This window comes from Nostoc edaphicum CCNP1411, assembly GCF_014023275.1.
GTDB classification, from domain to species: Bacteria; Cyanobacteriota; Cyanobacteriia; order Cyanobacteriales; family Nostocaceae; genus Nostoc; species Nostoc edaphicum_A.
The window spans coordinates 1,881,000-1,896,685 of sequence record NZ_CP054698.1; the positions used below are offsets into that span (position 1 = coordinate 1,881,000).

Below are 15,686 nucleotides of genomic sequence, written 5' to 3' on the forward strand. Positions count from 1 at the left end.
TTAACCTCCATGCCCAATGCCCCATGCCCTATGCCCTATTCCCAATTTAATAAATTCCCGTCCAAGAGCGTAGCATAGGAATAATATAAGAAATGGGTGCTTTTTCTCCAACTTTTACTTGAACAGAGGTAGTTGTGCCGGAGGATATTTTTAAGGCTGGGCCATCAGAGGATGACCATTTATAGCCACTTACTGATGTCGGGTTTTCTTGGAGTTGGACAAAAGCTTGCACCTGACCTTCACCTTTACCCGCAAGACTGGCGGCAATTTCTTTGTTACCAACGATCGCTATAATATCTTGTGTACTTACCGGAAATGAAGAAATATCTGCGATCGTTCCGATAATGCCACCTTCGCGCTCACGTTTAGCAAAGCTGGGAGTCACTTGTACGGACATCCCTGGCTTGATTTGCTTACCATCTTTATTAGCAAAGTAAACAAGACTCATAAGTTTTGAATTTGGCTGTTCAGCCTCAATTGACCCCAAGCGACTACCCGGATTCATCATTTGTCCAGGGACAGCACTCAGTTCGAGAATGTGACCATTATATTTGCTAATAATTCTACTATCTTGAGATAATTGCAGTTCTAACTGGGCAATTCGCCGCTTTACTTCCCGAATTTGATTTGTTTTATTAATTGATTGCTTTAAGTCTTGTTCGCGCAATTTAGTATTTTGAGTATTAATATCTTTAATTTTGGTTTTAATTTCGTCAATTCTATTAAGATTTTCCAGATATTCTCGTTGCGTTGTTGTTTCTTGAATTTCAAGATCCTTTAGTTGCACGTCAATATCTGATAGTTCGCTTTGAGTATTAAAATATTCTTGTTCAGCTTGCACTAGCATATCTTGGCTGATGACGTGCTGCTCAAAAAGCTGACGACGGTTATCAACCCGACCTTTAAGAGTTTTGAGTAAGTAATTGATTTGTTGTTTGCGGGAATTAATGCTTTGGCGTTTTTGAGCGATCGCTCTTTGGGTTTGATCGCGTAACTTGGGTGCATCTTGCTCTCGGCGCAGATTATTTTCCAAATCCAGTTTTTGCTGCCCAAGGGTGATAATTTGTTGGTCAATCAGCAGCTTTTGTAGCCTGTCAGTTTCTTGATTTTGGGTTTGCAGTTGTTGCAACTTTATCTGCTCTTGCTGCAACTGCTGTTTCAAAGCTGATTGGTCGATAATACCCAGTACATCACCTTGTTTAATAATATCCCCCGGCTTCACCTTGAGAGTTAGTAATGGGCCAGAACTGGGTGCTTGAAATTCCACAACATGGTGCGGTTTAATCAAGATACCTTGGCCTGTGACGGTGAGGGGAATTCTGCCGAACACACTCCAAACGCCAGCCACAGCAACCACAAAGCTCATCGCAGATAAAGTCAACCAAGCTTGAGGCTTGACTACATTTATCGCTTGATCCAGTTGTTCTGGTGAAGATAAGCGTTCTAGGGCTTCTTGGCGATAGATGTGGCTGTGTTTGAGTTGCATTGTTCTCCTTCTTGCTGAAAGCACCCAGAACCTTAAGACTTCTAGACTTTTAAGATTAAAGTGCGATCGGGGAGAACTAGGGGAGAAATAAAGGAAGCGATCGCTTCTACTGCTTCAACAAAGCACAAACATCACCAATACTATATTTAGCTGACAATTCAGGTCATGTGGAAAAGCCCACCAAAGACCTAACCCCCTAGCCCCCTTCCCGTATCGGGAAGGGGGAAAATTCAAAGTCTCTCTCCTTATAGGCTACGGTGTACACACAAGTCTGAAATAGCTGATTAACCAGGGTTTTACCCCACCCTAACCCTCCCCGATGCATTGGGGAGGGAACTAGATTTCTTTCCCCCCAATGCATCGCTACGGTGTATATCCCTCTTCTGTCACTTTCCGAGAAGGCGATCGCTAGAAGCCTCATGAGGCAATCAATACAAGCTATACTATTAGAAAAAAATCGGTCTTGTATTTGTTATTAGAAAATAATCGCGCGTAGGCGTAGCCCGTCGTAGACATCGCAGGCTATACAAATAATAGACAAGATAATTATTTTGTCTAGCACGTAAGTCCTAAACTGACTTCCAGCAATTTACCCGCTCTGAACTCAGTTACAATTTTCCTCCGTTAATCCGATAATTTCATCGAAGCAGAAGCTGCGGACTAAATTTGCCAATTTTTCTGCCAAAGCAGAATGTGTTTGTGGAATTTGCTCAATTAGTTGGAAAATCCTTTCAGCATCGACTTCAACGGCTGCCTGATTAAGTTCTGTTATCCATTGGGTAGGCATAACGGTAATTGCAGATCGAAGATCCAAGATGGAAAATTGAATATTATCTAGGTTGTTGTTTGTGGCTTCTTCACTGCTTTCTTCTGCGTAAACATAACGCACTTGCAAATATTCAGCGATTTTTTCAAAAATCACTTGCTCCCGGAATGGCTTACGAACCAAGTCGTTGCAACCTGCGGCTAAGATACTTGCTTGTTGTTCTTCAAAAGCACTGGCGGTTAGGGCAATAATTACGGTGTGGTGATTTGTAGTTATATTTTTTTCCCTGGCTCTAATCTCTTTTGTTGCATCGTAACCGTTCATTACAGGCATCCGCATATCCATCCAAATTAGGTGAGGTTGCCAGGTTTGCCAAATTGCGATCGCTTCTTGTCCATTATTCGCAGCCTCAATCTCAAAACCAATGCTACCAAGAAGTTGCACAATTAAATCGCGGTTTTCTTTGCGGTCATCCACTACCAGAACACGGTAAGATGGTTGGTCTGCTGCCAGCTTGAGTACACGTCCCTTACTCAATTTTGGTGCAGCTTTCAAAGCTGCGGCTAAATTCACTTGGATGTCAAAACTAAAAGTAGATCCTTGTCTAAGGCTACTCGTCAAGTGAATATCGCCCCCCAGTAACCGCACAAATTGACGGCTGATAGTCAGCCCTAGTCCAGTTCCCTCCTTGGTTTGGATACCGCTTGTTGTCTGAACAAAAGGCTGAAACAGGTTATTCATTTCTTCTGGTGCTATTCCCCGTCCAGTGTCTTCGACTTCAAAGTGAAGGGATGGGGTATTGGGCATGGGGCATGGGGCATGGGGCATGGGGCATGGGGCATTGGGCATTGGGGGTTGGGCAGGGCTTAATAGTTCTTCCTCCCCTGCTTCCCCTGCTTCCCCTGCCTCCCCTGCTCCTCTACTCTCACTCCCTAATCTGACTCGTAACGTTACTCCCCCTGTTTGAGTAAACTTGACGGCATTACCCAAAAGGTTAATAAGAACTTGGCGGAGTTTACCTTCATCTGTCTGGATATAACGGGGAAGATTGGGAGCAATTTCAAATCTGAGGAACAATTGCTTTGTTTGTGCCCTTACCTGGAACATCTCTTGTAAGGTTTGCAACAGCAGATAAAGATCGAAGTCTTCAGGGTTGAAAATGATTTGTCCAGCCTCAATTTTGGACATTTCTAGAACATCGTTAATCAGGTTGAGCAAGTGTTCGCCACTGCGGTTAATGGTAGCTAAAGATTCACGCTGGTTTGAGTTGAGGCTAGTGTCTCGTTCCATTAACTGAGAAAAACCCAGAATGGCATTCAGAGGCGTGCGAAGTTCGTGGCTCATGTTAGCCAGGAAAGCACTTTTGGCACGGTTGGCAGTTTCGGCGGCTTCTTTGGCAATTCTCAGCGCTTCTTCTGCTTGATGTCTGGCTCGACCGATCGCAATTATTTCACCTACCAGCTTTAATAGATTCAGATCCTCTTGACTCCAGGTTTGACACAAGTGGATCATCGCTGTACCGACAAATCCAACTACTTCGCCAGAGTGAAGCATGGGTACAGCAACTACAGACTTAAACGACATCCCCTCAAATAGCTTCCTCTCTGCTGTATCAGGAGGCAATTCTGCCACACAAGGGATTTGTATATGGTTGCCAAGCAGGATTGGAGCATAAAAATAGGGAAAACTTTCCACAGGTGATCCTTTGGCAAGATCAATCAAAGGCTCGACACCTTCGCCACACCATTCATGAATGAGGTCGAACCGCCTTTGATCTTCGGATAATTCAAAGATGCAACTGTGTTCGGCACTAATAAACTCAGCGATCGCTCGCAGTGTAAAATTAATTGCTGTTTCTAAATTTTGGTCAATAAATTGGCGAGAAATGCTACTGAGTAAACTTTCGGCTTGAGTCCGACGTTGTAAAGCTGCTTCTGCTTGTTTGCGATCGCTAATATCACGAGCTACACCCACAATCTGAAAATTACCTTGGGCATCTTGTGTGCGGACTGCATTAGCAGTTAGCCAAACCCAGCCTTTAGTTCGATGTTTGGCGCGGTACTCAGTTCCCGAAATTCCCTCACCTGTTGCCAGGATAGTTTGGGCGGCTTCAAAACATATTGGCACATCATCAGGATGAGTAAAGGATGCCAAGGAATTACCTTCCATTTCGCTGGGGGCAAATCCTGTAGTGTTCAATATATTAGGAGAAATATAGTTAAATACCCCATCAGGATTGATGACAAACAGCATATCGTTAACCTTTTCAACGATAGTGCGAAACTTTAACTCACTTTCCTGTAGGGCTGCTTCTGCTTGTTTCCGTTCCAATTCAGCACCGGCACGGGCAGCAAAAATTTTGACAATCAGTTCCCGTCCCGGATCGTGCTTCATTGGTTTGACATCTATCACTGCTAGATGTCCGATGATTTCGCCGGATGAACTGGTTAGAGGAACGCCAAAAAAACTCTCGGCATTCATCTTCACTAAATCTGCATCTTGGGGGAAAGCGGCTTGTACTGCTTGAGGGTAGTGACAGAGGTTGCCTTCCAAGGTATGTTCACAAGGAGTACCTTGCAATTCATACTCCAAGTTCTCGTTAATAGCCCCGCCACACCAAAAGGCTAAAGTGCGGACTTTAGTTTTTGGCTCATCACCAAACTCAGTGACTAGAGCATATTGAACTTGCAATACCTCGGCAAGGTAACGAACGCAGGAATTGAAAAATTCATCACCTGTTTTTGCTGCTGTGCCCTCAACAATTAAGCGTAAAGCCTGTTCTTGCTGTTTGCGATCGCTGATATCTGTAAAGACAGAATCGAGACAGGATTCTTCGGCATTGAGGCGGAGTGACAACAGTAACCAAACAACTGAACCATCCAAGCGCCGCAGTGCTATTTCAAAATTACGAACTTCACCATCCTTTTCTAACTCTGCTAGCATCCGCGTGCGATCGTCTGGATTAACATATAAGTCAGTTGTGAAATACTTGCCAACTAAGTCAGCAGCAGAGGTAAAACCTAATATCTCAGCACCACGTTGATTAGCATCGATAATCAATCCATCTTTTTGGCAGGTGCGGAAAATCCCCACTTGGGAATTTTCAAAGATGTTGCGGTATTTCATTTCACTACGACGCAAGGCTTCTTCAGCTTGCTTGCGTTCTGTGATGTCGCGTCCCACACCTGCGATCGCAATTTCACCTCTGGGAGTGTTGATTGTGGAAGTGTTAAAGTTGAACCATCGCCAGCTACCGTCTTTGTGTCGCAATCGCACCTCAATATCAGTCAGCTTTTCGCCAGTTAAAGCCCTTTGTAAGGCGGTGACGCTAATTGCTAAATCTTCAGGTTTGGTAAACTCCACCACCGAATGACCTTCGATTTCCTCCAGGCTGTAACCCATAGTTGCAGTCACATTCGGCGAGTGATAAGTAAAAATTCCCTTTGGCGAGAGGACAAATATCAGATCATTGGCATTTTCAACAATGCTGCGGAATTTTAACTCACTTTCCTGGAGGGCTGCTTCGGCACGTTTGCGTTCTGTGGCATCAGTACCGACTGAAAGTATTTCGATTAAGTTTCCTTGTTCATCTAAAATAGGTTTATTTGCCCAGACTATCCAGACGCGATCGCCATTTTGGCATAAGTTTTCATTTTCGTTGAATAAATAGTTTTCTGGGTGTTGACAAATATCAACCATTAATGTTTGTAAGTCGCGCCCAGAAGTTTCGGTTTCTGGAACAATTGTGCCGATAACATTACGCCCGATAATTTCATCTAAATCGAAACCAAAAATCCTTTGACCGTAATCATTTAAAAATATGATGTTACCGTTACCGTCCCAACGTAGAATGATGCAGTTGGCTGTTTGCACCAAATCCCGATATTGGACTTCGCTTTGTCGCAAGGCTTCCTCAGTGCGTTTGCGAGCAGTAATATCGCGCACTATCGCTAAGATGTGCGGCTTACCGTTGTAAATGCAAGTTGTCCCTTTCACTTCCACATCTATCAAAGTGCCATCTTTGCAGATATCAACTGCTGGCCCATAAAATTGCTCACCAGATTGCGTTGTTTCGAGAAACTCTAAAAAAACAGAATGTGAGTCTGGGTGAATGTAAACAGATGGATGTAAAGTGAGAAATTCTTCATAAGAGTAACCGTGCATCTGACAAGCCGCCGGATTAACTTCGGTGACTTTTTCAGTTTCTATTTCAGTAATAAATAGTCCATCATTAATAGCTTCAAAAATACTGCGATATTGTAGCTCACTTTGTCGCAGTGCTTCTTCTGCCCTTTGGCGTTGGGTGATGTCGCGGAAACTCCACACTCTACCAATAATCTGTTCGCCGATGCGCTGAGGACAGGAATAGCGCTCAAATACTCTGCCATCGCGCAATTCTAATGAGTCGTAACTAACTAGCTCTGGCTGTGAGTACAATCCTCGGACTCGTTGCAAAAATACATCCGGTTCTTTTAGCTGATTTGCCAGATACGCCAACCGTTGAGGATGATCTGGTTCTGTCAAAAGTTCTGGTGGAATTGACCACATTTCTAAGAACTTTTGGTTGTAACTAGTGATATTACTTGAGCTATCGACTACTAAGATACCATCTTGAATCGATTCAAAGATAGCGCTTAACAGAGATAAAGAGTTTTCTAAAGCAACTTGAGTTTGTTTGCGATCGCTCAAATCCCGCCCTAACACCACCAGAGCTTTGCGTCTACCATCCTGGTGAAATAGGGGAGCTTTAATCATATCTACACTGCTCACCGTCCCATCAGGTCGGGGTATAACTTCTTCTACCCGATGCACACATCCCATCTGCCAAGCTTGTTCATCTGTTTTGTCGCAGTTGAGCAAAGCATCGTGATAAAAATTGCTAAATTTTGCTAGTTCTGAGTCTGTTTGGCCTTGATAATCAACGCCTTCTAACTGTAAAAATTCCAGGTTAGCCTGGTTTGATAGTAACCATTTTCCCTCACCGTCTTTTAAACAGATAATATCTGGTGTAGCGTTAATTAATGTCTGCAAACGCTCCTCAATCTCTTGTAAGGATTCTTGAGTTCGTTGAGTCAGTGTGATATCCCGAATCACCAGTATTGCACAGCGATCGTCAGTCAGTCCGGCACAGTTCCCAGAAATTTGTAGTGTTAAAGTATGCTCACCCTGCTGCAACTGGTAATTTGTTGTTTCGTACTCACCATTGAGTATCCGCACATCAGGATAGGCTGGTAAAGTAACTGGTTGTCCTGCTTGTGCTAGGGGTAGCAAGTCAGTTAACTTCGCACCGGAGACAGTGTTGTGGGGTTGATTCACCAAACCCTCAAAGCTAGAATTACACCATTGAATGCGTCGGTCTTCTCCTACCCAGACTACAGCATCAGCGATCGCACCTAATGTTACTTCCATTTTGGTGAGGGTAGCTTGCAATTGCTTTACCTGCTCCAATTGTTTAGCGCTCATCACCAACTCCTTAATATCTCCTAGATAGATCAATCAATTTGGTATAGCGATTGTATCTTTAGTTGATCATCAGGATATTTAACTACAGCAAAACTACATATTGGCTTCAAATATTACAGCAGCTATGCAGATATCAGCATCATAGAGATGGCAGGGAGCAGGGGAGCAACAAGAGGGAAAAGGATGAAGAAGAAATAAACCCTTTCCCCCTTACCCATTCCCCTTTGCCCTTCTTACCCATGCCCAATGCCCCATTCCCAATGCCCCATCCCCAATTAATCTGTGCTGAAAAATCTTTCCGCAATTGCACTTATCTCCCCTAGTTCTCCCCTATTTCTGTCTAAATTCAAATCAGAAAAGCAGAGAACACCGCTCAAAACAAGCACATATCTCTGCCGTATCAATAAGTCAACACAAACGGAGAAGAAACGTATGCTACACCAAATTAAAGAATTGCTGCAAAACGCCCAACTACAACAGCAAGTAACAGCAGCAGCTAACCAAGCAGAAGCCATCAAAGTGCTAGCGATCGCTAGTGCAGAGAAAGGTTATAACTTCACAGTTGAAGCCATCTCTCAAATGCTGGCCGAATTAACCTTTGTGGATTCCAACGAACTGAGCGAAGAAGAATTACTTAGTGTTAGTGGTGGATTGATGGCTGATAGTGCGCCTAAGCTATGTCATACAGAAGGCTGTGGTGGCGGACACTGCTAAAAAAGGTATGTAGCTTCTCTTTCTCTTTGGCATTGTAGCCTCCAAGGTCAGGTTGTTTTTCTAAAACAGCTTTTTATATCCAACTTTCCCAATATTTTAATTTGGATAATTTCCATACTTGGTAATGAGGTTCAACGCAGAAAGAGATAATGCCTAACAGATTCCCTCTTTACTTTTTTAATCAAGAAAAAGAGGGAATTAAATTAACAATTACTATCACCAACTCTGAGGGAATACAATTATGTTGTCACAAATTCAAAGCCTACTCCAAAATAGCCAACTACGCGAGAATATACAAGCAGCAGTTACCCAAACAGAAGCCATCAAACTGTTGTTAATTGCCAGTGCAGAAAAAGGTTATACTTTCACAGCCGAAAGCGTAGCTCAAATGCTGTCAGAACTGACCTTTGTGGATTCCAACGAACTGAGCGAAGAAGAATTACTCAGTGTTAGTGGCGGTGCAATGGCTGATAGTGCGCCCAAACTATGTCATACAGCCGGCTGTGGTGGCGGACACTGCTATCTCTCGTAATTCGTAATTTTTGGTCTTTATTTGTTGGGGGCTTGTACCCCAACTAATTCAATTAATAATTACAAGTTATTTTAATTATGCCTAAGTAGGTAGACATCATTAAATATAAAATAAACTCCTAGTTTGTAGTGAGCGATTTATCGCTCAGAGCAAGGATTATCAGGACTAAAGTCCTTACTACAAACTTTAAATTTATTTATGCCTAGATACTGACCTAATTAGTACTTAATTTAAAATTTATTTCAGACGCACGCTATTGTTTTTAATGCTAACTATTAAAACGTAAACCAGAATTGATACTTACCTTTTAACTCCCACTATGAGAAATCCAGCTATGGTTCAACAAGTTGTTCGCTTATCCCAACAGAAAATATCAGACGATTTAAGAGCGATCGCTGCCAATGCTAGCTTTATCTGGGAACGCCTTGATGAAAGCAGATTTGCAGTCGATCGAGTAAACGAACAAGAAATTAACCGTCGGCGCGATCGCTGGTGCGAAGTTGCAGCAGAAGGTAAATTGGATACGTTGCACAAACGCTTACAGTGGGAAGGGCTAGACCTCGATCCTGTTAGTTCCAAATTGGGAACCATCGAGTTGCTTGCCGATCAACCTTTGCCTGAGTGGGCAGAAACCTTGCAGCAAATCATCCAAACCGCTACAGGATTCAATTCTGCAACCGAAGTATTTCTACCAATAGATTCACAAAATCCGATCACCTTTGAAGATATTCTTTTGCCTGCTATCTTGGTAGCCAGACAGCAATTACTGACTCGCTGCGACAGTCAATTTACCCAAGATTTTCTTTCCTTATCGATTCTTTCCCGCGACGCTTACAGTTCTCTAGAACGTGGTCTACTGAAACGATTAGCAGGAATTTGCACTAAGACATTAGATTTTGAATTTTCTCAGGTGCGTCCTTTTGGTCAAAGCTTGCTCGGCTTGCTGGGAATGGAAACGGGACATAATAACACTCACTACACCAAGTTCGTCAATCAACTCTTGGAAGATGGAATGCTGACCTTCTTCCAGAAGTATCCAGTTCTCGGTCGGTTAGTGGCAACAGCCGTCAATTTTTGGGTTGAGTTTACTGCTGAATTTCTCGAACGTTTAGTTGCAGATAGGACGGATATTCAACGAACTTTTAATGAAAGAATTATCCCATTTTCTCAAAACAAAGTTGCCGAAATTCAAACATCCATTTCCGATTCACACAAACGCGGACGAACGGTGATTTTACTCACCTTTGAGTCTGGACTTAAACTTGTTTATAAACCCAAAGATTTAGGATTAGAGGTTGTCTTTAACCAATTTTTAGATTGGTGCAATCAACACAGCAATCTTTTAGATTTTAAAGTCATTCAGGTGCTGGAGCGTAAAGGTTACGGTTGGGTAGAATATGTTGAACAGTTGCCTTGTGTTGATGAAGCAGCTGCAAAACGATTCTATCAGCGTTCTGGGATGTTGTTGTGTGTGCTTTACGCTTTGCGGGGAACAGATTGCCATTACGAAAACTTAATTGCCAATGGCGAACATCTGGTGCTGATTGACATGGAAACACTGCTGCACCACGAACCAAATCTCATTGAAGACTCACCGCTTACCCAAGATTTAGAAACAACCGCCACACGACAATTTTGGGATTCCGTACTCCGCACCGGACTTTTACCGCGTTGGGACTTTAGTGGCGATCGCAGTGTCGCTTATGATATTAGCGGTCTAGGCAGCACAGATCCCCGACTATCTCCCCGCAAAGTGCCGCGCTGGCAGAATATTAATACAGATAATATGCACCTGTTGTCTGAGCCTGTAACCTTGCCGATTGGGAAAAATGTACCGTTCTTGGGTGAAGTTGCTCTGTCTCCAAACGATTATCAACTGCAAATCACCACTGGGTTTGAGCAGATGTATCGCTTTTTGATGGCGCACAAAGATTTCTTAATTTCACGCCAAAGTTTGCTATCTGCTATGCAAAATCAGCAGGTGCGCTTTATCTTCCGCAACACCCGCATCTATGGCATCATCCTTCAAAAAGCTTTAGCACCCGATTACCTCAAACACGGCGTAGATTACAGCATTCAACTCGATGTTCTCAGCCGTGCTTTTCTAGTTGCTCAAGATAAACCAAACGCCTTTCCCGTTTTGAGCGCAGAACTCCGAGCAATGGAACAATTGGATATTCCCTTCTTCACGGCTAGCGCTGTGGTTGATGAACTGAGTTTAAACGGTTCTTCTTCCATTCCCAACTACTTCAAGCAATCCAGTTACCAAGACCTGCTCAACCAGTTACAATCTCTAGATGAAACCGACCTAGCTCGACAAGTAGCGATTATTCAAGGCTCCTTCGATGCCAAGATTGCAACCACTTTCAGCCGCCAAGGTGGGCAATGGCAAGGCGAATCGTTACCGTTGCTAAATTCGGAACAATTGATTGCTGAAGCCAAGGAAATCGCCACTCAACTGGAAACCAGAGCCATTTCTGACCCTGATGGCAGCGTTAACTGGATTGGTTTAGACTTTATACCTCGCGCCGAACGATATCAACTGCAAGTATTAAACAATTCTCTTTGTGATGGACGCTCTGGAGTTGCTTTGTTTTTAGCTGCACTAAGTCAAGTAACTGGTGATTCCCGTTACCGTGATTTAGCATTGAGGACAGTACAATCTCTGCGTCGCCAAATCCACACCATTGATCCAGAAACTTGGGAACGCATGGCCCGTTTCATGGGCGTTGGGGGTGCAACAGGTTTAGGATCGATGATCTATAGCCTGGTGAAAATTAGTCAACTCCTCAACGATGCAACGCTGTTGCCAGACGCTCAAGTATTAGCCGAGTTGATGACACCAGAACTAATTGCTGCCGACGAACACTTGGATATTATGAGTGGTGCAGCTGGGGCAATTTTAGGGTTATTATCCCTGTATCAAGCCACAGGAGAAGCAACCGTATTAGAAAAAGCGATCGCCTGTGGACAACATTTAATCAACCGTCAAGTTAGCCACAACGGTGCGCCCAAAGCTTGGCATACTTATTGGGATAAGCCCTTAACTGGCTTCTCTCATGGAGCCGCAGGTATCTCTTACGCCTTGCTCAGACTTTATGCCGCCACCTCAGAGGGCAAGTACTTAGAAGCAGGTTTAGCAGGAATCGAGTATGAGCGTAGCGTCTTTTGCCAGTCCACAGCCAACTGGCCAGACTTCCGCAGAATGGGACAACCAGGACAACTTGACTTTGCAAATAAGTGGTGTCATGGTGCAGCCGGCATTGGTTTGGGACGCTTAGGCAGTTTGAGAATCGTGGAAACGCCGGAAATTCAACAAGAAATTGAAATTGCTCTCCAAACTACTCAGAGTTTTGGCTTACAAGCGATCGATCACTTGTGCTGTGGCAACTTTGGACGGGCGGAAGTGCTGTTAGTCGGTGCAAAAATCTGTTCCCGTCCTGATTGGCATCAAATTGCTCACCAGAATGTAACAAATGTTGTGGCTAGAGCCAAGCAAACTGGAGCTTATCAACTGTTCCCCAACTTACCCAATTCTGTATTTAATCCTGGCTTTTTACCCGGTATATCTGGAATTGGTTATCAATTGCTGCGTTTGGCGAACAATAATTTGCCTTCAATATTATTGTGGGATTGAGCTTGTTGTTCATACTCAAAAATAGCTTTTGACCAGACCCTATTAGTTTACGCTAATAGGGTCAGAACTAGCCCTCTCAAGGTGTTGGTTGCTGATAAAAGCCCAAAAGCGAGTCATCTCAAAATTTTAAAGTTACAGCAGCAAGTACTTGACTTTGTAGAATTGTCGTTAGATGATGAATCAGAAAAAGCCAAAAAATTAGAAGCATTAAACAAGAGTAAATATAGCTTACTAAAAAATGAAGACTCTTTAAATAAAAAGCAAAAATTTAAATTACAATCTGTGCGAGAAATTTCGCCTAATCTCGCTAAAATGCACGCACTTAAAGAACAATTCCGCCAGATATTTGACACAACTAAATCTTGGGGAGATAGCATCACTCAATTATTAGACTGGATGTATGATGCTCGTTCATTTTTTCCGAAAAGTCTAGGGACAATGGTGAGATGGTTTGGGGAAATAGTTGGTTATTTTGACGGCAGAACAAAAGCGTGGTGTTGTAGAAGGAATTAATAATAAACTCAAGTTAATTAAAAGACTTGGGTATGGCTTTCGTAATTTTAGCAATTTTCGCTTACGCAGTTTATTAAACTGGCACTTTTCTATTAATTCTCCATAAAAGTAGCTGAAGAACCGAAATTTTACTCATTACTCATTACTCATTACTTCTCCTCTGCACAAGCGCAGGCTTTAAGAGGTGTGGTGAGAAATCCGGGATTTTACATTCATCTACCCATTGTATAGATATTCTGTATTGTTAATAACAAATTTGGCTCTTTATTTAGTATAAAAAGTTGTACATGTTTATACTTGTTACAATCAGCAAGCAAGTAAATTCTGGAAATTGTATTTAATTTACTAATCACCATTTGCTTTTCTGATAAAGTTTAGTAAATCAAAGTTTTACCTCTTCTTTGTACTACTACTATCTCATCGTAATAATACCTAAGTTTTTTTGATTATTTATCAAGGAGGAGAAGATATAAAAATCTTTTGCCAATCAAATAAAAAGCGTATTAAAATACACTTTTTGTGTTATTGCCGCAGTATTTCCCAAATGTTTTTATGAGAACTGAGGCAGAGAAAATAATATGTTCTTAGACATTTTAGCTAGCTTGCAACGGTTGTTTGTGGGTTACATCCCAGCAGCCGTATTGGGTAGCTTTATCGGATATTTCATAGGTATGAATAGCATGATATATCAGCTATTTAGGCTGATATTTCAGATACCACATAGTATCCCTCCTATAGCCCTGCTGCCTATTGCCTTAATAGCATTTCAAGAGAGTGAATCGGCTGCTATTATAGTAGTTTTTCTAGGAACTCTCTGGACGATGATTATTAATACTGCAATAGGTATGCGACATTTTAAGAGACAGAATAACAACTTTCGAGTAGCTATATTTCATCTATTTCATGCCTTGAAAGTTAGCATTTGGGTAGCCTGGTTTATAGTTATTGCCATAGAAATGTTAACAGGGCCAAAAGGACTTGGCTTTACCTTGTGGGATGCTTATAAAGCTGGCAATGCTGATTACATCATCCAGGTGATCATCTACATCGGTATTATTGGTTTTATGCTGGATCAGTTACTAGATTTTGCAGCCTATATTCTCTCGCAAATGGTTTCAGATGGGAAAAAATCTTCCTAAACTTTATCTAGGCTTGCGGATTGTACCCTGCCAGCTAATAGTTTGCTTCGCAGAACGTATTCCCAAAGAACGAGTTGCTACGACTTCGATATCAACGTTAATACCAGGGCGTAAAGCTTCATCAGGAATTTTCAGCTTGCCCAAAGCTAGAGTAAAACGGTTATAGTCACGAGTCACAAGTTCGTTGGGAATATCCCCTTCATATTCAGTTTTGTAGCCAGAAAAACCGTGCAAGCTATCCTGGGCGCGGAATTTCACGCGAAACTGAGTATTAATAGCATCAGACTTTGCTGCCAAATCGACTATTTTTAAGTTGAGGTTTTGTCCTGCATCGGCAAACTCTGCGACAGCTAACCGGGTAACATCTTTTTTGGGAATGGCATGGTTGACGGTAAATGTTGTTAAGTTAGCGTCACTTTTGGTGTTACCTTCAACCCATAATTCTTCAGGAAAAGTAATTTCTACTTGTTTGTTATCAGTTAAATTTAGTGTTACAACCTGATTGTCAAAGCTGGTAATGGGTTGTCTTTCTTGCCAAACTATTTGAAAAGCCTCTTCTAGACGTTGTTCAAACTCTCGATAATCATCAGCGATCGCAGCACCAGGCGCAAGTAGAGAAGTTGCCCCTTTACGAATATTCCACTTATTCTTCGAGAGGTTGACCTGTTTGTTTATCAGTTGCGAAATTGCTAGCTGCACAGTTGGAGTATCCGCTGCCAAAGGTTCGTTGCTATTTACAATACTCAAAATTCCTAAGCGCCCTTGGCTACCATCGCTACCATCGCTGCCATCTCGCCCATCGCTACCATCGCTACATCGATAAACCTTCTCAGTACACTTGTAATCAGAGCTACCGGGAGTTCCCTTGCAGGTTTTCACTTCCCAACTCCGTCTGTGACAGTTACAACCCTCCGTACCGTTGCCACCTCTACCGCCGCGCCCGCCTTCTCCACCAGTTGCCTGGACGGAAATGTTCCGTAAGTCTGCCAAATTGCTGTAATAGACTGTGAGGGAACCACCATTTCCCCCATCTCCTCCTTTGCCACCACTACCACCATTACCACCATTAGGGGCGTTTATGTCGTGGCTGACGCGATTGCGTTGATAACCACAGTCAGGTCGATCAGCATGTTCCCCGTCTTCCCCGTCTTCACCATCTTTACCCGACAAATCAAGATTTACAGGTGAACCATTGACAAAAATATTTTGGTTTTCACCGCTGCTACCATCTCTACCCGATCGCCCATCGGTTCCTGTGCGTCCATCTCTGCCATAATTTCTGGCTACTTTATAGTATTCGTCAGAGGCAACGGCTGGACATAAAACTGAACCAGAAGCAGGCAAAAAGCTAGTAAATAAGCAAAATGTCAGCAGTAGTGGTAGCTTACTCCTAAAACCATTGTGCATCTAGTTACACCTAAAACTTTAGTTGAATT

General features: G+C 42.8%; 7 protein-coding genes and 1 pseudogene. 5 read left to right on the forward strand and 3 right to left on the reverse strand.

Features of this window, described 5'->3' with window-relative positions:
• Nucleotides 1–46 precede the first annotated feature (46 nt).
• Together HUN01_RS10535 and HUN01_RS10540 are read right to left on the reverse strand one after the other, a co-directional pair.
• Nucleotides 47–1,486 (reverse strand): NHLP bacteriocin system secretion protein, encoded by a 1,440-nt coding sequence (locus HUN01_RS10535; RefSeq protein WP_181931222.1) that lies wholly within the window; start codon nucleotides 1,484–1,486, stop codon nucleotides 47–49.
• Between the two features lie 604 nt (nucleotides 1,487–2,090).
• Nucleotides 2,091–7,715, reverse strand: a complete 5,625-nt coding sequence (locus HUN01_RS10540; protein ID WP_181931223.1) for a PAS domain S-box protein — start codon at nucleotides 7,713–7,715, stop codon at nucleotides 2,091–2,093.
• Between the two features lie 432 nt (nucleotides 7,716–8,147).
• Here HUN01_RS10540 and HUN01_RS10545 point away from each other — a divergent pair, with 432 nt between their 5' ends.
• The 5 genes and pseudogenes from HUN01_RS10545 to HUN01_RS10565 all read left to right on the forward strand — a co-directional run bounded on the left by HUN01_RS10545 (nucleotide 8,148) and on the right by HUN01_RS10565 (nucleotide 14,250).
• A complete protein-coding gene (locus HUN01_RS10545; protein WP_181931224.1) occupies nucleotides 8,148–8,429 on the forward strand; it encodes a Nif11-like leader peptide family natural product precursor in 282 nt (93 codons plus the stop codon).
• A gap of 241 nt (nucleotides 8,430–8,670) precedes the next feature.
• The gene (locus tag HUN01_RS10550; protein WP_069069406.1) at nucleotides 8,671–8,961 is read left to right on the forward strand and encodes a Nif11-like leader peptide family natural product precursor; all 291 of its coding nucleotides are present in this window, start codon (nucleotides 8,671–8,673) and stop codon (nucleotides 8,959–8,961) included.
• Nucleotides 8,962–9,295: 334 nt separating this feature from the next.
• A complete protein-coding gene (locus HUN01_RS10555; protein ID WP_238846146.1) occupies nucleotides 9,296–12,598 on the forward strand; it encodes a type 2 lanthipeptide synthetase LanM family protein in 3,303 nt (1,100 codons plus the stop codon).
• A 162-nt stretch (nucleotides 12,599–12,760) separates the two neighbouring features.
• Nucleotides 12,761–13,217 (forward strand): annotated as a pseudogene (locus HUN01_RS10560) (ISL3 family transposase); the annotation flags it as partial.
• Nucleotides 13,218–13,689: 472 nt separating this feature from the next.
• Nucleotides 13,690–14,250: an ABC transporter permease gene (locus HUN01_RS10565; RefSeq protein ID WP_181931226.1), complete on the forward strand. Its 561-nt coding sequence runs from the start codon at nucleotides 13,690–13,692 to the stop codon at nucleotides 14,248–14,250.
• A gap of 3 nt (nucleotides 14,251–14,253) precedes the next feature.
• On the opposite strand, the gene HUN01_RS10570 is transcribed toward HUN01_RS10565, so the two are convergent.
• Nucleotides 14,254–15,657: a collagen-like protein gene (locus HUN01_RS10570; RefSeq protein WP_181931227.1), complete on the reverse strand. Its 1,404-nt coding sequence runs from the start codon at nucleotides 15,655–15,657 to the stop codon at nucleotides 14,254–14,256.
• Between the last annotated feature and the right edge of the window lie 29 nt (nucleotides 15,658–15,686).